General features: G+C 58.3%; 23 protein-coding genes. 5 read left to right on the top strand and 18 right to left on the bottom strand.

Annotation, left to right across the window (positions count from 1 at the left end):
- Window positions 1-212: 212 nt before the first annotated feature.
- From Q0K10_RS15550 to Q0K10_RS00975, 3 genes are all read right to left on the bottom strand, one after another.
- Entirely contained in the window at window positions 213-335 is a 123-nt protein-coding gene (locus Q0K10_RS15550; RefSeq protein WP_366942915.1) for a hypothetical protein, read from the bottom strand.
- 77 nt (window positions 336-412) lie between these two features.
- Window positions 413-1,576, bottom strand: a complete 1,164-nt coding sequence (locus Q0K10_RS00980) for a mandelate racemase/muconate lactonizing enzyme family protein (protein WP_294501961.1) — start codon at window positions 1,574-1,576, stop codon at window positions 413-415.
- Between the two features lie 12 nt (window positions 1,577-1,588).
- Window positions 1,589-2,668 carry a cellulase family glycosylhydrolase gene (locus tag Q0K10_RS00975; RefSeq protein ID WP_294501958.1) on the bottom strand — a complete coding sequence of 360 codons (1,080 nt, stop codon included), beginning with the start codon at window positions 2,666-2,668 and terminating at the stop codon, window positions 1,589-1,591.
- A 143-nt stretch (window positions 2,669-2,811) separates the two neighbouring features.
- On the opposite strand from Q0K10_RS00975, the gene Q0K10_RS00970 reads away from it, so the two are divergent.
- Entirely contained in the window at window positions 2,812-3,918 is a 1,107-nt protein-coding gene (locus tag Q0K10_RS00970; RefSeq protein ID WP_294501955.1) for a helix-turn-helix domain-containing protein, read from the top strand.
- A 7-nt stretch (window positions 3,919-3,925) separates the two neighbouring features.
- Here the strand turns inward: Q0K10_RS00970 and amrB are convergent, their stop codons facing one another.
- Window positions 3,926-4,813: an AmmeMemoRadiSam system protein B gene (gene amrB / locus Q0K10_RS00965; RefSeq protein WP_294501953.1), complete on the bottom strand. Its 888-nt coding sequence runs from the start codon at window positions 4,811-4,813 to the stop codon at window positions 3,926-3,928.
- 20 nt (window positions 4,814-4,833) lie between these two features.
- Window positions 4,834-5,901: a prephenate dehydratase gene (gene pheA, locus Q0K10_RS00960; RefSeq protein ID WP_294501952.1), complete on the bottom strand. Its 1,068-nt coding sequence runs from the start codon at window positions 5,899-5,901 to the stop codon at window positions 4,834-4,836.
- 143 nt (window positions 5,902-6,044) lie between these two features.
- On the opposite strand from pheA, the gene Q0K10_RS00955 reads away from it, so the two are divergent.
- The 3 genes from Q0K10_RS00955 to Q0K10_RS00945 are packed head-to-tail and all read left to right on the top strand — an operon-like array spanning window position 6,045 to window position 8,756.
- Window positions 6,045-7,085, top strand: coding sequence for a hypothetical protein (locus Q0K10_RS00955; RefSeq protein WP_294501949.1), 1,041 nt, complete (start codon window positions 6,045-6,047; stop codon window positions 7,083-7,085).
- 3 nt (window positions 7,086-7,088) lie between these two features.
- Window positions 7,089-7,535, top strand: a complete 447-nt coding sequence (nrdR, locus tag Q0K10_RS00950) for a transcriptional regulator NrdR (protein ID WP_294501948.1) — start codon at window positions 7,089-7,091, stop codon at window positions 7,533-7,535.
- A 36-nt stretch (window positions 7,536-7,571) separates the two neighbouring features.
- Window positions 7,572-8,756 carry a class I SAM-dependent methyltransferase gene (locus tag Q0K10_RS00945; RefSeq protein ID WP_366942914.1) on the top strand — a complete coding sequence of 395 codons (1,185 nt, stop codon included), beginning with the start codon at window positions 7,572-7,574 and terminating at the stop codon, window positions 8,754-8,756.
- Between the two features lie 11 nt (window positions 8,757-8,767).
- On the opposite strand, the gene Q0K10_RS00940 is transcribed toward Q0K10_RS00945, so the two are convergent.
- The 4 genes from Q0K10_RS00940 to Q0K10_RS00925 form a co-directional block, all read right to left on the bottom strand.
- Window positions 8,768-10,588: a PQQ-binding-like beta-propeller repeat protein gene (locus Q0K10_RS00940; protein ID WP_294501945.1), complete on the bottom strand. Its 1,821-nt coding sequence runs from the start codon at window positions 10,586-10,588 to the stop codon at window positions 8,768-8,770.
- A gap of 129 nt (window positions 10,589-10,717) precedes the next feature.
- Entirely contained in the window at window positions 10,718-12,310 is a 1,593-nt protein-coding gene (locus Q0K10_RS00935; protein ID WP_294501943.1) for a flotillin family protein, read from the bottom strand.
- Window positions 12,311-12,331: 21 nt separating this feature from the next.
- Entirely contained in the window at window positions 12,332-12,493 is a 162-nt protein-coding gene (locus Q0K10_RS00930) for a hypothetical protein (RefSeq protein WP_294501941.1), read from the bottom strand.
- A 13-nt stretch (window positions 12,494-12,506) separates the two neighbouring features.
- The gene (locus tag Q0K10_RS00925; RefSeq protein WP_294501938.1) at window positions 12,507-13,082 is read right to left on the bottom strand and encodes a hypothetical protein; all 576 of its coding nucleotides are present in this window, start codon (window positions 13,080-13,082) and stop codon (window positions 12,507-12,509) included.
- 201 nt (window positions 13,083-13,283) lie between these two features.
- On the opposite strand from Q0K10_RS00925, the gene Q0K10_RS00920 reads away from it, so the two are divergent.
- Window positions 13,284-13,967: a hypothetical protein gene (locus Q0K10_RS00920; RefSeq protein WP_294501936.1), complete on the top strand. Its 684-nt coding sequence runs from the start codon at window positions 13,284-13,286 to the stop codon at window positions 13,965-13,967.
- Between the two features lie 21 nt (window positions 13,968-13,988).
- On the opposite strand, the gene Q0K10_RS00915 is transcribed toward Q0K10_RS00920, so the two are convergent.
- The 9 genes from Q0K10_RS00915 to lnt form a co-directional block, all read right to left on the bottom strand.
- Window positions 13,989-16,412: a hypothetical protein gene (locus Q0K10_RS00915; RefSeq protein WP_294501934.1), complete on the bottom strand. Its 2,424-nt coding sequence runs from the start codon at window positions 16,410-16,412 to the stop codon at window positions 13,989-13,991.
- A 16-nt stretch (window positions 16,413-16,428) separates the two neighbouring features.
- Entirely contained in the window at window positions 16,429-17,136 is a 708-nt protein-coding gene (locus tag Q0K10_RS00910) for a prepilin-type N-terminal cleavage/methylation domain-containing protein (protein ID WP_294501932.1), read from the bottom strand.
- 12 nt (window positions 17,137-17,148) lie between these two features.
- Entirely contained in the window at window positions 17,149-18,192 is a 1,044-nt protein-coding gene (locus tag Q0K10_RS00905) for a LacI family DNA-binding transcriptional regulator (RefSeq protein ID WP_294501930.1), read from the bottom strand.
- A 143-nt stretch (window positions 18,193-18,335) separates the two neighbouring features.
- Complete coding sequence (locus tag Q0K10_RS00900) at window positions 18,336-19,643, bottom strand: MFS transporter (RefSeq protein ID WP_294501928.1); 1,308 nt, start codon at window positions 19,641-19,643, stop codon at window positions 18,336-18,338.
- A gap of 370 nt (window positions 19,644-20,013) precedes the next feature.
- The gene (locus Q0K10_RS00895; RefSeq protein ID WP_294501926.1) at window positions 20,014-20,337 is read right to left on the bottom strand and encodes a putative quinol monooxygenase; all 324 of its coding nucleotides are present in this window, start codon (window positions 20,335-20,337) and stop codon (window positions 20,014-20,016) included.
- A gap of 15 nt (window positions 20,338-20,352) precedes the next feature.
- On the bottom strand, window positions 20,353-20,886 hold the full coding sequence (locus tag Q0K10_RS00890) for a DUF2059 domain-containing protein (protein WP_294501924.1): 534 nt from the start codon (window positions 20,884-20,886) through the stop codon (window positions 20,353-20,355).
- Window positions 20,883-21,749, bottom strand: coding sequence for a S1-like domain-containing RNA-binding protein (locus Q0K10_RS00885; RefSeq protein ID WP_294501922.1), 867 nt, complete (start codon window positions 21,747-21,749; stop codon window positions 20,883-20,885). Before Q0K10_RS00885 ends, Q0K10_RS00890 begins: the two co-directional genes overlap by 4 nt.
- Before the next feature lie 3 nt (window positions 21,750-21,752).
- On the bottom strand, window positions 21,753-22,610 hold the full coding sequence (locus Q0K10_RS00880; protein WP_294501920.1) for an ARMT1-like domain-containing protein: 858 nt from the start codon (window positions 22,608-22,610) through the stop codon (window positions 21,753-21,755).
- Between the two features lie 3 nt (window positions 22,611-22,613).
- Window positions 22,614-24,383, bottom strand: coding sequence for an apolipoprotein N-acyltransferase (gene lnt / locus Q0K10_RS00875; protein WP_294501918.1), 1,770 nt, complete (start codon window positions 24,381-24,383; stop codon window positions 22,614-22,616).
- Between the last annotated feature and the right edge of the window lie 132 nt (window positions 24,384-24,515).

The following is a 24,515-nucleotide window of genomic DNA, read 5'->3' as shown; positions in this document are numbered from 1 at the left end:
AACACGTTAATATAACCGTTCCTCCGGATGATTGCAACCCCGGAAATCCGCTTTTTCCATCAAAAGCGGCGGTTTCCGGCCGGAGGGGCACTTCCGGTGCATTGCGGGAATGCATCTCTTTCCGGGGGCGTGTGCAGCTGCCGCTGTCGAAATTGATGATTTCTCCGGTCGGAAATCCCGAGCCGGCGGTGTGGAACCCACTTCCGGCGACCTCATCCGGCGGAGCTCCGCACCGTGAGCCGTTGGAGAAAGCCCGCAACGGCATCCGCGGCGGCGCGGTCGTGGGGGGCGTTGACGACGGCATGGCATCCTTCGGCGGCGAACCGGCGGCAGATCGCTTCGCCGAGGCCGCGCGATCCGCCGGTGATCAGAACGGTTTTTCCTGAGAATCAGACGTGACTTCTCCCTGTTTCTACCAATCGCAGACGGCACCGTCCGGACGGAACAGCCGGGGGGTCCCCGCCGTGATTCGAGGATGGTTTCGAACCATATCCATGTTGAGTTCAACACCCCAGCCGGGTTTTTCCGGCAACGTCAGATATCCTTCCCGGAGGGCGAGCGGTTCGGTGATGATCTCGTTGCGCCAGTCGTCGAGGAAGAGCCGTTCCTGAATGAGGAAGTTCGGCGCAACCGCGTCCAGATGCAGCGAAATCGCGGTGATCACCGGACTCATCGGGCAGTGCGGGGCGACGAAGCAGTCGAACGCTTCCGCAAGATGCGCGATTTTCAGCCCTTCGTTGAATCCATGGCAGTGCGCAAGATCCGGCTGGGCGATGCAGACGGCCCGTTTCTCGAAGAGCCGACGGAACTCCTGAAGCCTGGTCAGCCGTTCGCCCGCCGCAATCGGAATGTTGACCTTTTCCGCGACGAGCGCCATCCCCTCCTCATCCTCCGGCTGAACCGGTTCTTCGAAGAGCATCAGGTGAAGATCCTCCAGCGCATGTCCGATCTCAATCGCGAGCCGGGAGTCGTAGCGGCCATGTCCGTCGAAGAGCAGGGGGGTGTCCGGACCGACGGCCTCGCGAATCGTTTCCGCAGCTTCCCGGATGCGGCGTACCGCTTCCCGGTCGGAAACCGGCCAGGTCGGAATCGCCAGACTGAATTTAAACGCCGTGTAACCGCGGGAGAGGGCGGCCGCGGCTTTCTCCCGAATTTCCGCCGGATCGGTCGCTCCGCCGGTCCAGCCGTTTGCGTAGACGCGAATCCGATTTCGCACCGCGCCGCCGAGAAGTTCATAAACCGGTTTCCCCGCCGCCTTGCCGATGAGATCCCAGCAGGCCAGTTCGACTCCGGAGATGGCCGAGGCCTTGACGACGCCGCCTTTCCAGAACCGCTGGCGGATCAGAATCTGCAGAAGTCTGCCGACCTGTCGCGGATCCTGCCCGAGAATCAGCTCTTCGAGGTCGCGCAGAACGCCGAGCAGCGATTCGTCGTGGCTTTCCAGTGTCGCCTCCCCGAGGCCGGTCACTCCTTCATCGGTGTGCAGCAGAATGTAAAAATAGTTGCGGTTCGACAGAAGTCCGCATCCCGGAGTCGGCGCTCCGACCAGAATGGTTTCGAGTTTCGTGATTTTCATAAAGGAGGCTCTTCAACGTTTTTCCTTTTCGTCACTCAGGCGGCAGAATCGTTGGATGAGCTCGATTTCGCCTGGATCGTAGGGGCGCAGACTCGGCCGGAACAGATCGTGCTGCCACCTGGTGAAATCGATCGTGCGGTCCCCTTCCGCGTAACGTTGAAACATGATCTCCCACGGTTCGTAGGTCTGGGAGAGTCCGGCCACGAAACCCCAGTTCCAGCAGCCGATCTTTTCCAGATAAAAGAGCGGGAACATCTGCGCGACCGTATTGCCCTGCTGTCGGTGCAGCCACTCCGTGTTGATGAGCGGGCGGCCGTACCGGCGAAGCTCGTCGATCGCGATGATGTTGTCCTCGAAGGAGCCGTAATTGTGGTAGGAAATCAGATCCGAGAGTTCGAGCGCCGTCCATTCCGCCGCGGTGGCATGGTCGATTCCGCTCCAGATGCCGGTGGTCAGCGGCTGGGAAGGATCCGCCGCGCGCGCAGTTTCGAAAATCCGCCGGACATGCGGAACGGATTTTTCGCCGCGATGCGCGTTCCCGGGTTCGTTGTAGAGATCCCAGATGACGATGCGCGGGTCGGAGGCGTGCCGGGAGACGATCTCCGCGACCATCCGGAAGAAGCGTTCCGCATTCTCCGGTTCGTCGAGCGCGGGGTAGTAACCGACCTGATCGCGTTGCGCATGCGGGGAATTTTTCCGCCCTCCGTGATAACCGAGGTCATAATGCTGCGGCCCGAGCTTCACCGGTTTCCAGTTTTCGTCCTTCGGAACGGTGCAGTCGTTGGCGAGGCAGACCACCACGCGGATCCCATGTTTCGCGGCGGTTGCGAGAAAGGTCTCAAAACGGCACATGAAACCGTCGTGCTGCTGATCCCAAACTTCGAATTCCAGAATGACCCGGATCGAGTTGAAACCAATCGATTCCATCAGCCCGAATTCCCGTTCCATGGTCGCAAGGTGTTGATCCCATTCAAGTTCCTGCCACATCGCGATGCGGTTGCAGCAGTCGGACGGCAGATAGTTGCAGCCGCGCAGCCACGGCATGTTCCGATACCATTCCCACGATTGTTCCCCGGTCCATTGTGTTTTCATGTTTCTGCCCCTCCGGCTTGTTTCAAATGAGGATATTATATCGGAAAGCGGAGCGGTTGCAAATCAGCTTTTCCGTTATTTCTATATGAAAATCATTCAAAAATCATTTGAACTTATTTGAAATGAACGATATATTCCATGTTATGAAAATCTTCCGGAAAACGGTTCTCTTTGCGAAGAACTTCTATTTGCAGCAGGAGCTGCGCGGCATTATGGAGGTCGCGCGCAGCCGCGGCTGGCAGCTGGAGCTGCCGCAGATGTATGGTTTGCCCGGTCACGTGCGCAACTGGCACGGGGCGGGTTTGCTGACCGATACCGGCTATTATACGGAGAAGCTGCGCAACGAAGGTGTGAAGATCGTCGGGCTGTCGCTCGATCCGGTTCTGCTGCGCACGGCGGGGGCGGTCGTCGCTCCGGACAACGCCCGGATCGGGGTTGCTGCCGCGGAGTATTTTCTGCGGCACGGTTATCGCCGGTTCGCGGTCTGTGAGGATTGTTTCGGGCGCGACCTCGCTTTTGAACGTCGGATCGCGGCGGAAGGAGTTCACGCCGTCCGGATCTCCATGCCGCGCTACTTCCGCTCCACACTGGCGTTGAAGCGGGTCATGGAGAGATTGTTGCTGCTGCCGACTCCCTGCTGCATCTTCTGCAACAACGATTGGGAGGCGTCGTCGGTCCTGAATGCCGCCGGAATGGCGGGAATCAAAGTTCCGGAACACCTCGCTGTTCTCGGCGTCGGCAACGAGGAGCTGATCTGTTCGACGGCGTCGCCGCAGATCTCCAGCCTCGACACGCGGCTTTATGAACGGGGGCGCCGGGCGGCGGAGGAACTCGACCGGCTGATGGAGGGGGGTGATCCCCGCTCCTCTCCGATCCTGATTCCGCCCGGGGAGGTTGTGGAGCGTGGCAGCAGCAGTTTTTACGCCGTATCGAATCGGACGCTCGGGCGGATTCTGGCGTTTTTGCGGAAACGAGCCGCATCTCCGTTGCAGATTTCGGCTCTGGCCCGCCGTTTTCGGCTCAGTGAGTCGACGCTCTACCGCCTGTTTTACGCGGAACTCGGGATCTCTCCGAAGGAATTCTTAACGGAACTCAGACTGGAACAGGCTCGGACCCGGTTGCGCGATACGGATGATACGATTGCAACGATCGCGGCGGAGTGTGGATTCTCTTCTGCCTGTTCGCTGTTTGAATTGTTCCGGGCGAGGTACGGCTGCACCCCCGGCCGATGGCGGGCGGCAAATCGCTGACCGCCGTTCACGCCTGTTTGCGGAATGCGATCCCCTCGTATCCGACGGCGTTCCGGTAGTCGCCGGTGAGTTCGCCGCTGTTCGACTCCGCCGCGATCTCTCCGCGGAACGTGCGGGCAGGATCGATCACGTCAAGCGTCGCGAGAAAGAGCGCGATCGGATTCATCCCGCAGATCGTCGCTCCGGTTTTCCCGAGGAACGAGGCGAATCCGGAGAGGTCGCGGTTCGCGATGAGTTCCGCCGCCGCATGATCCTGTGCCCGCAGCCGCTCCGGAACCTCCTCCGTGAACGGTACATAGCGGAAACGGGTTCCGTAGTGCGTGAAGTCCGAGCTCACGATCCAGAGTGTTCCCGGCGCGTCAAGTTCCGCCATGCGCGGCGCAAGTGTCAGAACATCCTCCATCGACAGCGCTCCGACCACGAGCGGCAACACCTCCGGCTGGCCGAAAAAATATTGAATGAGCGGGAACTGAACCTCAAGCGAATGCTCTTTCTCATGCGCATCGTCCCGGACGGCCACGAGCGGCGAATTCCAGTGCTCCATCAACTCGAAGAGTTCCGTCGCGGTCGACAGGTCGCCGAACGGCGTCCGCCAGCGCGAGTAATCCGATGCCGCGATCCCGCGGAAGCCGACATAGTGAGAAGGCCCGAGCACGATCACCCGGCCGATCTTCTTTTTGCGGAGAGTTCCGAGCGGAGCCATCGCGGTCGGCAGCGAAAACACATATCCCGCATGGGGCAGCACAACCCCCTTTACTTCCGCCGCGTCGGGGACAATCGGAGGGAGTTTCCCTTCCGCTTCCGCAAGACGGCGGCGCAGGATCAATGGGTCATTCTCATAGAACATCCCGGCCACGGCGGAGAGCCGCACTTTCTGCTGGTCGCGGATCGGCATCGCTCACTCCCTCCCGGATCTTACTGCTGGATTACGCGCGGATAGCTGCCGAGAACCTTGAACATCGCGCAGTCCTGCTTGAGTTCCGAGCAGGCCGCGGCCACTTCCGGATCCTCCTTATGGCCGAGGATGTCCGCGAAGAAGCAGTATTCCCAGTTGCCGCTCTTGAGCGGGCGGCTCTCGATCATCGTCATGGAGATGTTGTGGTTGCGGAACGGGCGCAGCGCGTCGTAAAGCGCGCCCGCGCGGTCGTGCAGCGCAAAGCAGAGGCTGGTTTTGTCGTCGCCCGATGGTTTGTTTTCCTGCCTGCCGATTACGAGGAAGCGCGTGATGTTGCGCGAGTTGTCCTCGATGTTTTCGGCGATGCAGGGCAGGTCGGAGTGTTCATGCGCCATCGCTCCGGCGATCGCGGCCGCATCGGATTCGCGTTCGGCCAGTTCCATCGCGCGGGTCGTGCTGGTCACTTCGATCAGCGTCGCGTGGCGCAGGTTCGCCTGAAGGTATTCACGACACTGTCCGAACGGCTGCGGATGGCTGTAGATGCAGCGAATCTCTTCGAGCGGGCCGGCGCTGTAAAGGAAGAGGTGAATCGGCAGATTGAATTCCGCGACCGCCTTCACGTTCGAGGAGACCAGCGAGTCGAGCGTCGGATTCACGACCCCTTCGGTCGTGTTCTCCACCGGTACCATGCCGTAGTCGGCGCGACCGGATTCGACGGCGCGGAAGACGTCGCTGATCGCGGATTCCGGTTGCGCATTCACGCCGCGCCCGAATTTTTCGAGCACAGCAAGGTGGGAAAAGGTCCCCTGAGGACCCATGTAGGCGACTGAAACCGGCCGCTCAAGCTTGATCGCCGCGGACATGATTTCGCGATAGATCGCCAGAAGAGAATCCCGATCGAGCGGGCCGGGATTCGCGGCGGTCAGCCGGTCGAGCAGCTGCCGTTCCCGCTCGGGCACATAGATCGGCAGGTTGTTTTCGTGTTTCCACGCGCCGATCCTGCGGCCGAGTTCGCAACGCTGGTTCAGCAGGCGGATGATTTCACTGTCGATCGAATCGATTTCGGTTCTGAGTTTTTCAATATCCATGTTCATATCCCTATTGTCGGATTTGATTTGATTTTTCAAAAAAACGCAGCCTCCGGCCCGGTTGTTCCGTAACGGGGTTGAATTAATAAACTTTGAAATGTACTTTATTTCAATGGCATATTGGGAGGAAACCGATGTTTTTTTTGAAAATTTTCATTTTTGCCGTGTTTTTCGCCGTTTTCGCGGCCGGTTGCGCGAGCTCCTCCGGCTCCGGGAACGGCATTGTCCATGCCCCGCCGTTGAGTGATCCCGCCACGATGGCCCGCCGGGCGGACGAGCTGGCGAAGGTTCTTGAACCGTGTCGCGTCCGCGGGCTGGCGTTCCGCCCCGAGACGCTGGCGGATAGCCATTTCGCTTCTCCGGCGGATTTTCTGGCGCTCGTGCGCGAGTTCGGCTTCAACCGGCTCTACGTCTACCTCGCGTCGCCGGAGTCTCTGGAGCTTCCGCAGCTCGATGAACTGTTCGTCGAGGCCGGGAAGGAGGGAATGCCGGTCGAGGCCGTCCTGCCGGAGAGCTGCTACGTGATCGGGCGGCGCGGAAACTTCATTCTCCGCAACTTCGTCTCCGGGGGAACCACGTTGGAGGAGATGCTGGCGCATCTGCGGGAATTCGAGGCGGATCATGAATCGTTCCGTTTCTCCGGAGTCACCGTGCTTGCCGAACCGCATCTCTTCACTTCCGCCAATCCCCGCCGCCCGAAAAATCTCGTTTTCGCCTGGAGCGACAAGACCTTCGGCCCGGGACTCGACAATGACAGAATCATGCGCGCCACGCTCCAAAAACTTTCCGCTTTCGGCGCGGAGCTCGGGTCCACGCCGTTTACGGTCGCGATGCCGGATTTCTACGAGGAACTCGTGCAGGAGGGGAAACTCTCCTGCGGGTCGGTCGCGGATTTCTCCGCCGCCGCACCGAAGATCATGATCCGCAACGCGGGAAACAAACCGACCGAGGCGGTCGAGGTGGTTAGAAACGAGCTCAATGCCGCAAAGCCCGGTTCGCTGCTCGTTTCGATTACGCTTGCGGAACACACCTCGGTCACCGCCGGTTCTCTGCGTCGTCGGAACTGGGCGGATTTCATCCGGTCGCTCGATTATGCGATCGGTCAGTGGAAACAGTACCCCGCCTTCGACGGTGTCGTGCTCGGCCCGTTTTCCCGGATAGAAACGCTGCATCAGGAGAAATGATTTATGCGCTGCCCGAAATGTGGATGTCTTGACGATAAAGTGATCGACTCGCGGTCGGTCAAGGACGGCGCGGGAGTACGCCGCCGCCGCGAGTGTCTGGGCTGTTCCTATCGTTACACCACGATTGAAGGAATCATCCCCGAGGAGCTCAAGGTGGTCAAACGCAACTCCGTCCGGGAGGATTTCGACCGCGACAAACTGCGGCGGGGCATTGCGAACGCCTGCTACAAACGGCCGGTCAACCCGGATGAGATCGACCGGGCGGTCGAAGATATTTCCGCCGCGATATTGCGCGACTGCGACAAGGAGGTCACGAGCGCCGAGATCGGCAGCCGCGTGATGAATGAACTGCGCAAGATCGACCAGGTCGCTTACGTCCGATTCGCCTCGGTCTATCGCAAATTCGAGGACGTCGACGAGTTCATCGACGAGATCCGTACGCTTAAGTAAAACCGAACCACACAGGCTGTTATCTTGAAAGAACCGATGCTGATTCTGGCGCCCGGCCGCGAGAAGTCGCTGTTGCGGCGTCATGTCTGGATTTTTTCCGGCGCAGTCGCCGCTGTTGAGGGCGATCCCGCTCCCGGAGAAACCGTTGTGGTGGTCGACGCCGACCGCCGTTTTCTCGCGCGGGCCGCGTGGTCGCCCGAGTCGCAACTTTCGGCGAGGGTCTGGAGTTTCGATCCGGAGGAGAGAATCGATGCGGCATTTTTCCGCCGCCGCGTTCACCTTGCCGTGGAGTTCCGCCGGTTTCTGAAGCTCGATGCTCCGACGGGCGGCTGCCGCCTCATTCACTCCGAGGGAGATGCGCTGCCGGGGGTGATCGCGGATCGTTACGGCGAATTCGTGGTCGTGCAGTTCCTGAGCGCCGGTGCCGAACGTTTCCGTTCCGAAATCGTTGAAGCGTTGCGGCAGGAGACCGGCGCGAAAGGTATTTTCGAACGTTCCGACGCCGGAGTGCGCGCGAAGGAGGGACTCTCCGAACGGTGCGGCGTCATCGCCGGCGAGGCTCCCCCGAATCCGATCGTCATCGAAGAGAACGGCGCAAAGTTCGCCGTCGACGTGCGCCACGGCCAGAAAAGCGGATTCTACTTCGATCAGCGTGACGCCAGAACCTTCGTCGCCCGGCTCGCCGCCGGGAAACGGATGCTGAACGCCTTTTCCTACACCGGCGGTTTCGGGGTTGCGGCGGCGCTCGCGGGGGCGGAGCATGTCATCAACGTCGATTCGTCCGCGCCTGCTTTGAAGCTTGCCGCACACAACATGGAACGCAACCGGATCCGCCCGGAACGGTATGAAAACCGGGAAAATGACGTTTTCGCCGAACTGCGCTCGCTTTCCGCAGCAGGACACAGATTCGATCTGATTGTGCTTGATCCGCCGAAGTTCATCGATTCGCGCAACGCCCTGACGCGCGGCTGCCGCGCCTATCAGGACATCGCCCGGCTGGGATTCGGGCTGCTCGCTCCGGGCGGGGTGCTCTGCAACTTCTCCTGTTCGGGACTCATGACGCCGGAACTCTTCCAGAAGATCACGGCGGATGCGGCGGTCGAGGCCGGAGTTCGCGGCGTGATCCTCCACCGTTTTGAGCAGGCGGCCGATCATCCGGCGGCGCTGGCGGTGCCGGAGAGCTTCTATCTCAAAGGACTCGCGACCCGGATCGACGCATAAAAACCGGCGCGTCAGTCGCGAATCCGGTAGATCCTGCCCTCGATGAGCGTGGCGTAAACTGCGCCGTCCGGCCCGCGGGTGAAGTCATTCACGGCCGAATCGCCGCCGCGGAATTTCCAGAGCAGCGTTCCACTGTCCGCGTCGACCGCGGCGATGACGCCGTTGCGGCTGCCGGCGTAGACGATGCCGTCCGACTCCAGAACCGGGCAGGGGGCGTGGTCGTAGCCGAACTTCAGATCGCACACCCATTTGAGCGTGAATTCCGGTCGTCCGGTTTCGACTGCGATGAGTTCCCCGTCCATGGTTTTGGCGTAGACGGTCGAACCGTCCTCGCTGCCTCCGAGGGATTCCCGGACTTTGTACGCATTGCTTCGCCAGACCGTTTTGCCGGTTTTGAGATCGATTGCACTCATGAACCGGTCCGGCGCGACGATGATTGCCTGACCGCGGGAGATGACCGGATTCACGTTGCCGGGCGAGTAGAGAACTTGAGAGTTCCCGTTGTTCCATTTCCAGCGGAGCTCGAGAGTTTCGGCGTCGAGCGCATAGAGATTCGTATCCCACGCGCCGAACACAACGACGCCTTCCCCGACGGCGGGGCGTCCCTGCATGGGGCCGAACTCTTCGCCGGAGGCTTTCAGACAGCTGCCGTTCGCGTCGACCCGGTAGAAGGAGTGACTGCCGCCGCCGATGTAAAGTTCACTTTCCGTGGCGCATCCTCCGCCGATGACGGGGGAGGGGGCAGGTTGCCAGTGCAGCAGCTTGCGCGCGCGCTCCGAGAAGAAGGCGATTCCGCCGCCGCCCTTCTGACCGTCCGGCGCACTGGTCGTGCCGATGGCGACCGTCCCGTCATAGGCTGCCGGCGTGGAGTGGAGGGGCGACCCAAGCTGTTTTTCCCACAGGACTTTGCCGCTTTCCGGATCAAGCGCGACGAAACGACCGTCACTGGTTCCGTAGTAGAGCCCGTTCTCCGTGACCGCCGCCCCGGTGAAAACCGAAGCCGGATCCGCGTGCAACAGTGTGACTTCAACATGATCGGGCAGGGGGGCTTCCTGCGGGAAAGGCTTTTCTTCGATCGGATCGCGCTGCTTGAACGGGAGGATTTCTCCACCGAGCCGTTTTTCGAATGCTTCGAGCGTTTTCCCGTCGGTTTGAAGCAGGTCGTAACCGCAGGTTTTATCCCAGTCGACGAGCGGACGGCAGACGATGCTGTCGAGACCGTAGATCCGCTGCCGGAACTGTACATGCGTGTGTCCGGAAACGACGCCGAGAATGTGATACTCCCGCAGAATCTTCGCGATCATCGGGCCGTTGCCGAGTTCCCCGGCCAGCGGATAGTGACAGAAAACGATGACCGGTTCCCCCGCCCCTGCGAGCCGCTTGAGAGACTCTTTCAGAAATGCGACGTCCTCGCTGCGAACGTAGCCGTCCCCCATTTTCAGATAGGGGCCGGTCGGAAAACCGATCAGCACGACTCCCTTGTGCTTAACGGCGAACCGTTCACGTCCCCAGAGTTCCGCAAAGGTCTGCCCCGCGCTTTCCGACCAGTTCGTCTCGTGATTGCCCGAAACCGCATAGAGCGGTTTGCGGATTCCGGAGAGCCGTTTGTGAACACACTTCAGCTCGGCGTCCGAACCGTGGTTTGTGAGGTCTCCGGTCACGACCACAAGGTCGGTGTCGCTCGCGTTGATCTCCGCAACCAGTTGCGGCATGAGTTTGTCATTGGCGTTTCCCGGTGAGACGTGAAGATCGGAAAGCACCGTGATCTTCAACTCCGCCGCCGATGTCAGCAGAGCGGATGCGAGCAGAAGAGAGAGCAGAACAATTCGCATAAACAATGAGCTCCTGGAATTCGGTTTTCGGGTAACTTACCGCCCGTTCATCCGGAAGTCAAGCCGCGGCACAAAAAAAACGCCCGGAATATGTCCGGGCGCCGGTTTTTTCCGGTGTGATTTTCCGGCTTATTGAGCAGCCGTCGTTTCAGCGGGTTCGGATTCCGCATTGTCGCGCTTGTCGCTCTTGACCTTGCCGAGATAATCGGGCAGGTCGAGCCCGGCCATGCCGGCGACGTCATGCAGCGGCGGCAGGCTCTGCAGCATGCCGGAGAGAAAGTTCGCCGTGGTGGTCTTGCCGTCGGCGGTCTTGCCGCCGCCGTCCCAGACGGTGACCTTGTCGATTTTGATCCCCTTGATCGCCTCGGTCTGCAGAGCGACGATCTCCTGGAGTTTTTCGATGAGCAGCATCTTCGAGGCGGCATTCGAGTCGTTATCACACGCTTCGATGATTGCGCGATAGCCGTCGCCCTTGGCTTTCAGAATCTCATAGTTTCCGCGCGCCTCGGCTTCGAGTTTCGCGAAGATGGCATCGGCCTGCCCCTTCGCCTCGCGGCGCAGTTTTTCGGCTTCGGCGTCGGCAGCGATTTCGATCTGGTTCTTCTGGATTTCGGCCGGGACGATGACTTCTGCGCGCTGGCGCTCCATCTCCATCTTCGCGCGGGAGATCTGGGCATCGGCTTCCGCTTCGAACTTCGCCTTTTCAATCTGGGCGGCCGCGACCTGGCGGGCGGCTTCGGCGCGGCGGTATGCCTCGGCTTCCTGTTCGGACCTTGTGGCGTTCGATTTTGCGATTTCGATCGCGGAAACGTTTTCCCCCTGGGTCGCGGTTGAGTCGGCCTGTTTGACGGCGATACGGCGGTCGCGGTCGGCATTCGCCTCGCCCGCGGCGGCGGCCGCTTCGGCCTCCTTGACGGCGATGCGCTGTGCACGGTCGGCGTCGGCCTCGCCCGCGATGGCGGCGGCTTCGGCCTGTTTGACGGCGATGCGCCGTTCGCGGTCGGCGTCGGCTTCGCCGGATGCGGCCTCGGCTTCGGCCTTGGCGACGGCGATGCGTTCGAGTTTATGCGCTTCAGCCGCACCGATGCTTCCCTTGCGCTGTTCTTCGGCGACATCGACTTTCGCCTTGTTGATCGCGCCGGCGGCGGCGCGCTGCCCGATGGCCGTAATGTATCCGGATTCATCGGTGATGTCGGTGATGTTCACGTTCAGGAGTTCGAGGCCGATCTTCTTGAGTTCTTCGGCCACGTTCGCTTCGACGGCGCGAAGGAAGGTTTCGCGGTCGGCGTTGATCTCTTCGATCATCATCGAAGCGATGACCAGACGCAGCTGGCCGAAGATGATGTCTTTCGCAAGCTCCGCGATCGCTTCGGGACTTTGCCCGAAGAGACGTTCGGCCGCGTTGCCCATGATCTCCGGACTCGTGGAGACTCCGACCGTGAAGACCGACGGCACGTTGATGCGGATGTTCTGTTTGCAGAGGGCGTTGTCGAGGTTCACCGCGATCTGCAGCGGGCGCAGCGAGATGTAACCGTAGTCCTGTACGACCGGCCAGACGAATTTCGCGCCGCCGTGAATGCATTTCGCCGCCTGATGCCCGCCGGTCTTGCCGTAGATGATCATGATTCGGTCGGAGGGGCATTTGCGATACCAGGTCACCAGCGAGATGAAGAACATCAGAATGACGAACCCGGCGATGGTGGCGATGATGATGACTCCCATGCTTGAGCACTCCTTGTTTGGTTAAAAGTGAAAGTCGTACGGTTTAGATCCGGCAATGTACCGGTGTTTCTGTTTCGCCCGTTTTTTTCTGCGGTTCAGGTAAAATGTGAGGAGATACCCTCCCGCGATTCCGGCGGCGAACCCGGCCGTGACCGGCAGAACGTTCAGCAGGATTTTCAGCACGGATTCCTCCGGATCAGTTCGATTTGACGAGGAAAGTGCCGTCGCCGAGATCTTCGGCGATGGTTACGATGCTGCCGGTCTTGAATTCCACGTCGGCGCGTGCGCTGATCTGACGCGTGCAGCCGGGCAGGTTGACCGTGACAAGGCCGCCCGGGGCGCGTTCGGCCGGAATCGTCAGATAGACGGTTCCATGCCGGCCGACGAGGGCCTCGGCGGTGATGTTTCCGGACTGCTGGAGCTTCAGCATGAGCGAGACGAGGAATGCCGTAAGAACCATCATGACCAGGCCGCTGACGATCGCGATTCCGAGTCCGCCGATGCCGAGGTGACCGTAGAAGAATCCACCCCATCCGAAGAACGTGATGAATGCGATGATCGCCTTCAGCGAGAAGAAATTCAGCCCGGCCACATCGGAGACGTCATGGGTGTTCACGTCGAAATCGATGCCGGAAGGATCCGCATCCACATCCGCGTGGAGTCCGGTCATGCTGAGGATGAACTGCAACGCGAGAACGACGCTGCCCGTGACGGCGATGAACAAATAGACACTGCGTCCGCCGGCCAGAAATTCATTGAGCTCCTGCCACATGATCCGCCTCCTTTCCTTCGGTTTCCCTGTTCAGGGCGACACTGCTTTTATGGTATCACGTTTTCCGCCAAAATCAAAGGTTTTTTCCGTTCAGACGCGAAAAAAACGAAAAATTTTTACTTCTGCTTGCATTCGGGGACACGGCGGAGTATCTTCTCTCCTGGTTTTCCTGGAGAAATCGGAAAAAACGGGGGGAAGCTCATGATTCACTGTCCTGAGTGCGGGCGCGAGATCCCGGAGAAGGATTTCAACGTCTCGACCGATCTGGCTTTCTGCAGCGTGTGCGGCACGAATTACAGTTATTCGGAACTGGTGGAGGCGGAGAAGAACTGTGAAGATGCGTACCGTTCCGACCTTCCGCCGCGCGGGATCCGGGTGACGGGCATTCCGCCGTATGACGAAGTGCTCTCCTACCGCTTCATTTCGAGCGGGGTGTGGGGGCTGCTGATTTTCGGGATTATCTGGTGCGGGGTGACAGGAGTATTCACGGTGAATATCTGGTTCGTTGAAGTCACGCCGTGGCCGGTGAAACTTTTTCTGCTCCCGTTTCAGGTGATAGGCCTCTGTATTCTGGGGGCGGTTCTTGTGACGTTGTTCGGCCGGGGGGAACTGCGGGTGCGGGATGGCGAGCTCGAAACCTTTGCCGGAATCGGCCGAATCGGCCTGATTCGCAGATGTGATCTTGCGAAAATCGAACGGGTTGCGGTTGAACCGACCGGCATCACACAGGACAACCGCCCCATCTACGGCGTGTTGATCCGCTGTGGCGGCAGGAAGCGTTTCATCGGCCGCTGGCTGAGCAGCGAAAAGCAACAGTACATCGAGAGTTTCATCCGCCATCACATCCGCCGGAACGACGCCCGGAAAAAAGGGTTCTGGGCGTAGCGTCCCGCGCGACGGAGGCTCCTACTTCACTAGTTTGAATTCCCGGATTCGGAAATCTCCAGAGGTTTCTTGGTCGGTTTGTCCATGGTAGCCGACTTTGAGTTCCATGATTTCCTGCAAATTTCGTTTTCCGTTTTGAATGTTTTTGAACTCATTCCAATTGATTTTATAACGGTTGACACCTTGTGATTGGAAGCCCTTCGGAGAGAGATCGACCCGGTCAGCAGTTCCGTCTGCATAGCTTGCAAACATAATTGGAAGTAACCCAGAGGGAATTCGGTTTTCCAGTTCCAGGAGAATTCCGGTCGATCCAGGGGTGTGTCGAATTGCTTTGGAATCCGTATAAAGGTAAATCCAGCTCCATTTCCCCGGTTCGGTAGTAAATCGTATAGATTTCCCGATCTTAACGGCCTGTTTCAAATTCGTGGAACGGGTCCAGCGGATCGTCGTGGGGGAAAACTGAACCGGTTGACGACGTTTCTTTCCGCCAAATGTGATTGTGACGGTGCTCACATTCCGCATGATCTGCACTGGTAATGTCAGCAGGTCGCCTTCCTGGGTGAAGCCAAGGCGACGGGGAGTGTTTTCTGCAAAATTGTCCAAAGTGACACTGTCAACGATTTCGTCGGAGGGGAGATGTAGTTTCAGCAACGATGTAAAGTCCTGATCGAACTGCTGATATTGTTCCATGCGCCAAAAGCCTATCACCAGAGCATTGTCTTTTCTGCGGCGCCAGGTTGTGGAATGGACAGCATCCGGATTGACAGTGAAAACCGGTTTCAACTTCCGTTCAGGCGCGAAATTGTCGGCCACGTTTCCATAACGCGTAGCCATTTTCTGCATCACAAAATAAGAAGGAAAGCGTTGAAGAAGATTTTCACTTACGAGACCGAAATTCGCTTCATTTGCCCAGACCGGATCGCATTTGAGCGAATAGACGCAATAGGCTTTCAGCGGAAACCCGTTGACAATTTCATCTGCAAGCAGGAAGGCATTGCGTCCCAGCCAGTCGGCCAGCCGAAGCCGATTCTGCTCCGTGTTCTGAGAAAATTTACTTACAAATTTACCGCGCGTGGAATAACCGTATTCCGTGATGTAGTATTCCAGTTTTTTTCCCTGCGGGCTGAAAGATTCTACCATATTGCGGAACTGCGTCAATTGCTGATGAAGACCGTTCCGAGGCATTGAAGAGGCGATTTCGTCGCGTCCGCATTCGGGCGGTCCGTATGCATAGGGGTGAAAGCTGACGCCGTCCGCATATTCCAGAATGCCCAATTTTAAAGCGGCTTCCAGCCAGGCAAAAGCCCCTTTCTGATCCGGATTGAGCTGCTTTTGATTTCCCAGGTACGCGCCATATCCCGCGCAAGTTCCTACGAGAATCTTTACATGCGGAAGCGAAGCTTGCAGAGCTGGAGCTGCTTCTTTCACCAATGTCGCGTAGCTTTCCGGGGATTTGTGGGCATTGGGTTCGTTGTCGATTTCGATGGCGGTCAGGCAGGGAAATTTTTTCCCCAGTTCGATCAGCCAGCTGTTGAACTCGTCAATAGCCTCACGAGTACGGTACGAGTACATGGCACAGATGATAACTTTGATCCCGGATTTCTGATAGAGCGAAAAAGTGTGTTCCACCCTTTCTCGGTTCTGCTTTACACTCAATTCGTTGAGTGTTTCCGGCCCTCCCACGAAGAAAGCGGAATACAATGAATCGCGGACTATCCCGAAGTTTGCGTCACGCAGGGTTGGCAGAATCATTTCGATGTTCCAGGAGGGACGGTTCCGTTTATTGTTGGGATAAAAATAATCCGTATGCAGAGTATGCAGGACAACGCCTGTTTCCGAGGAAGGTTGAAAAGAAATAGCCTGGTTCTCTTCGTCACTCAGCGGTACCGCTTGAATCTCTTCTCCGGTTGCATTCCCCGCGAAACAAATTGAAGTCGGATGGGAAACTTCTCCTGCCAGCAGCTTCAGATCGGCAATGGCAACACGTGAATGCACCGGCACCAACCCTAGCCGGAAATTTTGTACAGTCAATGTCCGCGGCAACTCGATTGAAACAGTGGAAAGTTGAGATTTTTCGTATGGGACCGTGAAAATATAATCCGGCGTGCTCGGAAAATTGCCCTTTGCATCTGGCAGATAGATTCTCAGATCCCAGGGATAGAAACTTTTTGTCCCTGCCGGAAAATCTTGTTGCGGGATGGATAACTGAACACCACGTACAGGAGTTTGATCGGAGCGCCTGATATCGATGAAAAATTCATCGATTGCTCCCGCGCTGCAGACAAACGTCTCCGCATTATCATCTGTAAGGACGGTGTTCCCCGGGTCAGTTCTTTTTGCTTCTCCGCTCGAATACTGGTTGGGATAGGAATAGGTGTAATCGGTACCGCTCAGAATGAGTGTTGACAACACTGTTGAGAAAATTAGTGATATCTTTGTAAACATTTGATGATAATCCTTTTCAGATGGTCCCGTTCCACGTCCACTTGTTGTTTTCTGTTATCCCTTTTTCTCCCAGAATATCAGCTTGATAAAAACCGGAACTTACCCCGTTGGGAGTGCGTACCGATTCGACATGACCGTCTAGAAAAAGCACAGAAGCGGAATTCCCATGACGTGGATAGACCATGTAAGTCTTATTGGTTTGCGAATATAAATAGAAGTAACCGAAATGATCCGTTGCGTGGCCTGTATCCGCACTCATGACGACGGCTGCAGCTCTTTTGATCCGATCAATTTTCTTGGCTCCGTAAAGACCGTCAATATTGTAACCATAGCTGATATAGTAGTCGAAAAAACTGCCTTCCTTGGCCGTCAGGTTGTCAGATGGACAGTAGAAAAGTTTGACAGGGGTTTTTCGCTCCGAGAATTTTTCCTGTGAAAAGTAAGGATAAAGTGCTTTGTTCCAGGCCGTGAAGGTCCCCCACGCCGGTGCATAGGGAAGCTGACCGTCATTATCCGAAACATAAAGGGCGCATGTAAGACCTAACTGTTTCATATTGGAAGCGCAATTGCTGCTTCGCGCCCTTTCCCTGGCCTGATTGAGGGCCGGCAGCAGCATCGATGCGAGAATTGCAATGATTGCTATCACAACTAAAAGTTCAATTAATGTAAAATATTTTCTCATTTGCTCCTCCCTGTCCTTATGAACGGTATGTTGCTGTTTCATGTGAATCTCCCTTCATCGATTTATTGTGGAAAAAGATCTGATCCGGGCGACGGACTCCCGGATGATGAGTTCGGTTTCAAGCATTTCTGTCGGTAGTTCATGGCGCCGCTCCTTCAGAAACTCATCGAGGCTTTTGATTGCAAGAAAGCCGAGTTCCGTCAACGGCTGTTTCACTGTGGTCAAAGCCGGATGCAGATACCGGCCATATGGGATGTCGTCAAATCCAATGATCGAAATATCTTCCGGAACGCGCAGATTTGCATCCCAGCACGCCTTGATTGCACCAATTGCCATTTCATCATTTGTGCAGAAAATCGCGGTTACTTCCGGAAACAATTTCAGAAGCTGGCAACACTGGTTGTAACCGGCTTGAGGCGTTTCGTTGGTTGGCTGATGGGGAATGATCCATTCCTTGTTGTAATCCGGATTGATCCTTGCCATCACATCGTGGTACGCCTGGAGGCGCTGTTGGTGGTTTTCACTGGCTTCGAGCGCATTGCAGAGAAAACCGATCTTGCGATGTCCGCATTCCGCCAGATATTCCATCGCTCGTATGGCTCCGTCGTAGGATTCGTTGTTTACATACCCTATCTTATTCGCCGCAATTTTCCCGTTGATCAGCATGGTCGGGATTTCCGCTTCGATCAGCTGGGGAATTTGAGCGGCGATTTTATCTACGGGGAACAGTACCACTGCATCGCATCTGCGTTCGCGGATCAACTGCAGCAGCGGCTTCGCTTCCGGCGTGATCCGGTAGAAAATCACCGTCACATCCAGCAGTCCGTCGTCACTGTAATCCGCTATCCCGTCAAGCACTTGTGAAATATATTCGTTCACCAGCGAGGAGTCCATCACCACGATGACTCCGATGTTGAATCTGCGTTCGCTCCCCTTCGTCGGAGCGAAGTTGAACTTTTCCACCACCGCCGAAACCCGTCGCCGCACCTCCTCGCTCACGTCCGTCCGGTTGTTGATCACACGCGACACCGTCGCAAGTGAAACTCCCGCCTCCTCCGCAACAAGTTTAATGTTGATCTCTTTTCTGTGCCGTGCCATTTCCGGAAGCTCTCCTGTTACGATTTATTTTCGTAAATTAATTATGACACATTCAAAGTGAAAAAGCAAGAGTGGAAAAATTTATTTTCGAAAAAAAATAATTCCCGATTTCCGCCGATGCGGAAAAAACGGGAAGGGCAGCATCAGATGGTTTCGTCCCAGCTCTTTTTGACTTTGCGCTTTTCAAGCGGAAGAGGCCGGAGACGGGCGATGACCCAGATCCCGACCGAGAGCAGAACCGTCGCAACGGCGAAGTAGATCCGGTAACCGTACAGCGGATTTCCTTCCGGGGCAAAACCGGCGCAGAGATCGAGCAATGCCCCGGTCACGGTCATTCCGGCGATTCCGGCTCCGGCGCCGTTGATGACCGCGATGAACATCGAACTGGCCACACGGCGCTCCTCCGGAACGGTCTGAAGAAAATAGTGGGTCACCGAATTCGTCGTCCCGAGATTCATGCTTCCGGCCAGCAGGAACGGCATGATCATATAAACCGGCGAGAAATTCGCCGGGGCGACGAGCCAGAGCAGGCCGATCCCGAGCATCAGAATATAGGCGTAGAGCATCGTTTTGCGCGGTCCGATCGTGTTGGCGACCTTGCCGGAGAGGAACGAGGCCGCCGCACTCGCTCCGAACTGCCCGAGCGCGAAGAGCAGCGCCCCCGTGTCGCTGACCCCGCAGCCGCGCTTCAGGGCCAGCATCGAAATCGGAATCAGCATGATGACCGCCAGATTGACGCAGAATCCCGCCGCGAGAAGCCGCAGCAGTTTCCGGTCGCGCAACACCTTGCGGAACTCTCCGGCGATCGGTTTCCTGGCCGAGTTGCGAATCCCTTCGGTTTCATCGATCCGGTTGATGAAACGAGAAGAGGTGAAGCCGCACAGCGCCCCGACGACGATGATTCCGGTCAGCATTCCGAGGCTGTCGCTCAATTTCAGCAGCAGACTGATCGTCACGAGCGCCACGAGACAGGAGACGTAAAAGAGGCCCGTGCTCACGCCGATCACCTTTCCGCGGTCCGCATCTGTCGTGATGTTTCCGATGAGCGGCTGCGACATCACGACTCCCGCCGCACGGAAGCCGTAGAAGAAAAAAGCTCCCGTGAGCAGCATCCCCATCGCCGTCGTCCGGAATCCCGAGATACATACGAGCGCCGAACCTGCCACCAGCAGCGCCGCGATGTTCCGTGCGATCCAGAAGATCGACTGACTGCGGGCGGCGCCGGTCCGGGCCGTGACGATCTTTCCGAGCGGCAGAAGCAGATAGCCGAAGTAAAGCATCGCTCCCAGGGCCGAGACGATGTAATCCGGGCAGCCGAGCCGCACCGCGAGCAGAATCAGAACCGTCTCCCCCAGGCACATGTAGGAGAGCCCGTTGATGAGGTTGAAGAGATTGTAATTACGCTGCGACTCCCGTCGCTGTTCCACCGTAAGCGGTTGTTGCCGGATCATTCCCGCCTCTGAAAGCCGTTGTGTTCCGGAAAGCCCCGCGCCTGCCGGTCTTTTGGAAGAATAATATACTCCATTCCCGGAATTTTGCCATCGACGGGAATGGATTTTTTTCGATTTTGCCGGTTGCGGCTTGCATTTGCCGCGACAGGTGATATTGTAGTTCCATTGAGCCGGTCAAGGAAGGAGGCACAGAATGAGCAAGAGCCACGATGTGAAAAAGGATGTCAAGAAACCCGCAACCAAAACCTTGAAGGAGAAACGCGCCGAAAAGCGCGCCCGGCGCGGCGAATAAAACACGCGAAACAGCAAAATCGGGGAGCCATCCGGAATGATCTTCGCGGAGGCTCCCGCTCTTTTGCTGGTTTGTTTGTCAGCACTCCTCAGGAGAGAGTCCCGGAAAATCTCCGTTCTCCTGCGGCTCGATCCGATGCAGCGTGAGCGTTCCGTCCAGATACTCGTTGATGCTTTCGGCGAAGGCGAGATAGTGCGGAGTTTGATTGTGCGCTTCCAGCGCGTCGTCGCTCTTCCAGGTCTCGAGGATGATATAGCAGTTCGGATGCAGAACGTCCGGATAGATGTCGTAGCTGATGTTGCCCTCCTCCTTGCGGGAGTTTTCGACGAGAGGCTTGACCATCTCCTCGAAGGCGGCGGCTTTTTCATTCTGAACGGGAACGGTGACGATGAGTTTGAACATGATGTTTCCTCTGTTTTATGGTTGCGCGGGGGAGGGGAGCCTCGGCCCGACGGGAGTTTGAGCTGGTTGCCGCAGCTGCTGAAGTTTCTGAAGCTCCTGCTGAAATTGCGGAAGCTGTTCGGCCATTTTCCGGCGGGTGACTTCCGCGAGGGAGACGGCAATTTTCGCGTCGGCGGCGGCTTTCCTGCGGCCGATCGGGGTCTGGTAGAACCGGATCAGTTCGCGCATTTCGTCCGGCGTATAGAGTTCGAGATACGCTTTGGCAAGCTCTTCCTTCTGCGCCTCGTAGGAAATTGTCCGGCGCAAATACGATTCGAACGCACTGCGGAACGGAAGCAGTTCCGGCGCGCTCTGCAATTGCGCGTTGAGACTGTGCTGAAGCGTCTGCTCCATGGTGTTCGGCGTCCCGGCCGCTTCGAGCAGCGCATAGGCGAGCATCATCTCCTCCGGGCGCGGCGCCGGAGTCCGGACTGGTTCATCGGCCGCGGCCGGGCCGAGCCAGAGTGCGAGGCCGAGGCCGAGTGCGGGGACGATCGGGCGGATTTTCATATGTTTTTCTCCTTCCCCGGCTTGTCGGCGAGACGGATCCCGTCGTCGGAGATCACGATCGCGCGCTCCTTGTAGAGCATGCCGATAAGCTGTTTGAATACACGTTTGCTGAACGGAAAATGCCGTTGGATCTCCTCCAGGCTGCTTTTCGCGTTGAGCGGCAGAAAGCCGCCCGCGTCGCGCAGCGCGTCGAGAATCGCCGGTTTCTCTGCGGCGACTCCCCGGAATCCATCCGGCCGGAGCCGGATATCGACCCGGTTTTCTCCGGGACGGATCGCGTGGACGAAACCGGTCAGCCGGTCGCCGATTGCGACGGACAAAAAGAGTTCATTGAAGTAGAGGATTCCGATGTATTTCTCCTCGACGACCACACGCCAGCCGAGGCGGATCTTCTCCCAGACGATCACGCCGATCTGCTGATTCTGCCGCAGCTCCGTCACATCCCCCCTGCAGAATCGTCCGAGCCGGCGGGATGCGGCGATCCGTCCGCTTTTCGGATCGACGTAAACCCGGACGAGACACTCCTCGCCCGGCGAGACCCGTTCGGGCTGCTCGCGGAACGGCAGCAGCAGATCCTTGTCCATCCCCCAGTCGAGGAATGCGCCGATTTTCGTCACCTCCTTCACGCGCAGCAGCGCGAAGCTGTCGGCTTCGGCCTTCGGTTTCCGGGTGGTGGCGACGGGACGGTCCTCGGAGTCGAGCAGCAGAAACACTTCGATCGCCTTCCCCGGTTCAAGATCGGGCGGGACGAACTTGTTCGGCAGCAGAACCGTTTCCTTACGATTGTTCCCGTCGGAGAGGTAGAACCCGGAATCGGTCCTCCGTTCCGCGACGAGCAGGCAGGTTTTTCCAATGGGCAGCATGATTTACAGATTCTTTCCGATGATTTTGATTGCGCCGAGCGGGCTTGCGACCCGGCGCGACACCACGTCGCACTTCACGCGCAGCAGGAAGAAGATCGGACGCCCGGTGAACTCCTCATCGAGCGACTCGAAGTTGCCCTGTCCCTTCGAGACGACCACATCCGCGCGGCGCATCGCTTCGAGGAGTTCAGGCCTGCTGCGGCGCAGCGAGACGCCGGGCGCACAGTCGCCCGTGTCGACGATCGGAACGCCTTCGATTCCGGAGAGCGCCGCTTCGCGCCGCGTCACGTCGTTCAGGATCGGACGCCCGCGCACGCCGACGGTGATCCTGTCGCGGTACGGTTCGATGAGCAGCCGGTCGATAACCGCTTCGCCGCAGTTGTCGAGCATGTAGAAAATCGACTTCGCCGCGTCGAGGCGGCGCTTGAATTCCGCACAGAGTTCGCGGTCGAACGGCAGAGTCAGCACCTCCCGGATTCTCGATTCGGCCTCGTCGAGCTTGAAGTTCGGATTCACGCCGTAGTCGATCACATTCCCGCCGATTGCGAGCCGGACGGAGGCCTCGAACGGATCGGCGGCCTCCTGGACCAGACGCCGCAGTTCCGGCAGCAGCGCGAGTCCGAGTTCGGTCGAACGGTCCTTGATTTCGCGCAGCGGATCGGCGACGCCGGTGAGCTCCGACATGAGCGAGTGGAACATCGCCGCGAACTCCGGCGGGGTTATCGCTTCATCCGCTTCGAATACAAGTTTCAGAAGCCGTTTCACGATCGCATGCTGCCCGGACGCGTCCGGCGCGGCCCTCTTTGCGAGTTCTGAGAGCTGCGAGAGAATGCAGGGGTAACAGTCGACTTGAACGCGCATCGCTTATGCCTCCTCCCGGGGGGCTGCGGCGTCGAATTTCCGCAGAAAGAACCGCTTCCTCATGATGAAACTGCGCACGGCGAGCCCCCACCACGCCGCGCAGCCGGCTCCAAGTACGAGCAGAATCCACTCCCCGAACCGGACGAAGAAGGTCGGTTCCGGGCGTTCCGGGACATGAACCGCAAGCTGCCGGAATCCGCGTCCGCGCCGCAGTTCAAGCCGCTTTTCAGGGCCTGGAACTTCCAGAATCTGTGTGATCTCCCCCGTCGGAAGCACCACGAGCGAGCCGCCGTTGTTGCCGCAGCGCACCATCGAAAGTCCCGTTTCCACTGAGCGCATGACCGCGTTCGCCAGATGCTGTTCGGGTTCGCTGCTGGTTGGATACCAGGCGTCGTTCGAGATCACCACAAGCACGTTCGCCCCGCGCAGCGCAAATGCGCGGGTCAGGTAACTGAAGATCCCTTCGTAGCAGATCGCCACCCCCGCGCGCACATCCTGCCGGAGCGGTACCGGGTTGAAGTTCGAGCCGGGCGCGAGGTCGCGGCTCATGTCGATGCGCCGGATGACAAATTCAGGCAGATACGCGCGGAACGGCACATACTCCCCGAATGGAACGCGGTGGATTTTATCATATTTGTGGAGCAGTTTTCCGGTTTCGTCGAAGTGGAGCGCGCTGTTGGTGACTTTGAGATCGCGCCCGTCGGCCGGGAGAGGATCCTGAAAGTCGATCGCACCGATCAGCATCGGAACATGGTACGCATACGCGAGCATCCGGATTCCCGTCCGGAACATCGTCGAAACCGGGTGCATCGCGCGGAACGGCACCGGCACCGCCGACTCCGGCCAGATCACGAGCTCCGGCTTCGGTTCGGCGGTCATCGCTTCCCGCGAGAGGGTGAGGTAAACTTCGAGCGCCTCCTGCGCTTCCCCGATGTCCGCGTTGCGCCGCTGGGAAATGTCGCCCTGAAGGACGGCCGGAAACCAGTTCGCCCTCCTGCGGGCCTCCGCCTCCGTGCGGTGCAGGTAAAGCGTGTAACCGGCCACATGCAGCAATGCGAAGCAGGCCGCGGTGAAGAGCAGGAGTTTTTTTCCGGGCATCCGGAAGCGGGTTGCCGCCGCCGTCCCGACCGCGGTTCCGAAAAAGGCGGTTGCGAACATGATTCCGAAGTGTCCCGTGAACGAGGCGAACTGGATGAGCGGCAGGTCGCGCCACATCGTGACCGAGAGGTCGTTCCACGGGAAGAGCCGCGACCGGGTCCACTCCACGAGCGTATAGAGCGCCGCGGCCGCGGCCGCGAAGCCGAGCAGACGCCCGAACGCCGCCGCAGAACCGAGGAAGCGCATGCGCGATTCATACCCTTCAAGTTCGACCGCGACCGGGAACGCCGTGTTCCGCCAGAGGAACGGCAGGAGAGCCCCCCAGAGCGCCGGCCAGAGCGAGATCGCCCACGGCATCAGAAACGGAATCGCCGGGTCGATCTCCCGCAGAAAACGGAATGCGAAGAGCGACCAGCCGAATCCCCAGACGTAACCACACAATGCCGCGAACTTCCAGCGCGAGCGGCATGCGACCGCCGTCACCGGAGCAAGCGCAACCAGGGCGAGAAGATTCCAGTTCAACGGCGGCAGCGCGGCGGCAAAACAGGCGCCCCCCGCGAAGCAGGCGAGCAGATCAAGCAGCCGGTAACGGAATGCCGCCCGGCGGATTTCATTCGGTTCCTTTTCAGCCGAAGTGTCCGGTTTTCCGGAAAAAAACTTGTGTAAATACAACATTTCGGAACGATTCCCATTGACAGAAACGTGGTTCTGGTGTAATTTACACTGCTTTACGGATAAATTCAAAAGCTCCTCCGGATTTATCTTGCGAAATGAGGAGTCAACAGCCGGTTCCGTCCTCCGGAAAGG

It is taken from the genome of uncultured Victivallis sp. (assembly GCF_944391105.1).
Taxonomy (GTDB): domain Bacteria; phylum Verrucomicrobiota; class Lentisphaeria; order Victivallales; family Victivallaceae; genus Victivallis.
This window is presented reverse-complemented; position numbering and strand designations above follow the sequence as displayed.

What these genes read in the sequence shown, in the direction of transcription:
- amrB (WP_294501953.1), bottom strand. Translation starts at nt 4,813, where the DNA reads ATGCCGATCCGCGACCAGCAGAAAGTGCGGCTCTCCGCCGTGGCCGGG.
- Q0K10_RS00910 (WP_294501932.1), bottom strand. Translation starts at nt 17,136, where the DNA reads ATGAAACAGCAACATACCGTTCATAAGGACAGGGAGGAGCAAATGAGA.
- Q0K10_RS00940 (WP_294501945.1), bottom strand. Translation starts at nt 10,588, where the DNA reads ATGCGAATTGTTCTGCTCTCTCTTCTGCTCGCATCCGCTCTGCTGACA.
- Q0K10_RS00885 (WP_294501922.1), bottom strand. Translation starts at nt 21,749, where the DNA reads ATGCTGCCCATTGGAAAAACCTGCCTGCTCGTCGCGGAACGGAGGACC.
- Q0K10_RS00880 (WP_294501920.1), bottom strand. Translation starts at nt 22,610, where the DNA reads ATGCGCGTTCAAGTCGACTGTTACCCCTGCATTCTCTCGCAGCTCTCA.
- Q0K10_RS00925 (WP_294501938.1), bottom strand. Translation starts at nt 13,082, where the DNA reads ATGTGGCAGGAGCTCAATGAATTTCTGGCCGGCGGACGCAGTGTCTAT.
- lnt (WP_294501918.1), bottom strand. Translation starts at nt 24,383, where the DNA reads ATGTTGTATTTACACAAGTTTTTTTCCGGAAAACCGGACACTTCGGCT.
- Q0K10_RS00935 (WP_294501943.1), bottom strand. Translation starts at nt 12,310, where the DNA reads ATGGGAGTCATCATCATCGCCACCATCGCCGGGTTCGTCATTCTGATG.
- Q0K10_RS00895 (WP_294501926.1), bottom strand. Translation starts at nt 20,337, where the DNA reads ATGTTCAAACTCATCGTCACCGTTCCCGTTCAGAATGAAAAAGCCGCC.
- Q0K10_RS00970 (WP_294501955.1), top strand. Translation starts at nt 2,812, where the DNA reads ATGAAAATCTTCCGGAAAACGGTTCTCTTTGCGAAGAACTTCTATTTG.
- Q0K10_RS00920 (WP_294501936.1), top strand. Translation starts at nt 13,284, where the DNA reads ATGATTCACTGTCCTGAGTGCGGGCGCGAGATCCCGGAGAAGGATTTC.
- Q0K10_RS00975 (WP_294501958.1), bottom strand. Translation starts at nt 2,668, where the DNA reads ATGAAAACACAATGGACCGGGGAACAATCGTGGGAATGGTATCGGAAC.
- Q0K10_RS00890 (WP_294501924.1), bottom strand. Translation starts at nt 20,886, where the DNA reads ATGAAAATCCGCCCGATCGTCCCCGCACTCGGCCTCGGCCTCGCACTC.
- Q0K10_RS00945 (WP_366942914.1), top strand. Translation starts at nt 7,572, where the DNA reads ATGCTGATTCTGGCGCCCGGCCGCGAGAAGTCGCTGTTGCGGCGTCAT.
- pheA (WP_294501952.1), bottom strand. Translation starts at nt 5,901, where the DNA reads ATGGATATTGAAAAACTCAGAACCGAAATCGATTCGATCGACAGTGAA.
- nrdR (WP_294501948.1), top strand. Translation starts at nt 7,089, where the DNA reads ATGCGCTGCCCGAAATGTGGATGTCTTGACGATAAAGTGATCGACTCG.
- Q0K10_RS00905 (WP_294501930.1), bottom strand. Translation starts at nt 18,192, where the DNA reads ATGGCACGGCACAGAAAAGAGATCAACATTAAACTTGTTGCGGAGGAG.
- Q0K10_RS00900 (WP_294501928.1), bottom strand. Translation starts at nt 19,643, where the DNA reads ATGATCCGGCAACAACCGCTTACGGTGGAACAGCGACGGGAGTCGCAG.
- Q0K10_RS00980 (WP_294501961.1), bottom strand. Translation starts at nt 1,576, where the DNA reads ATGAAAATCACGAAACTCGAAACCATTCTGGTCGGAGCGCCGACTCCG.
- Q0K10_RS00915 (WP_294501934.1), bottom strand. Translation starts at nt 16,412, where the DNA reads ATGTTTACAAAGATATCACTAATTTTCTCAACAGTGTTGTCAACACTC.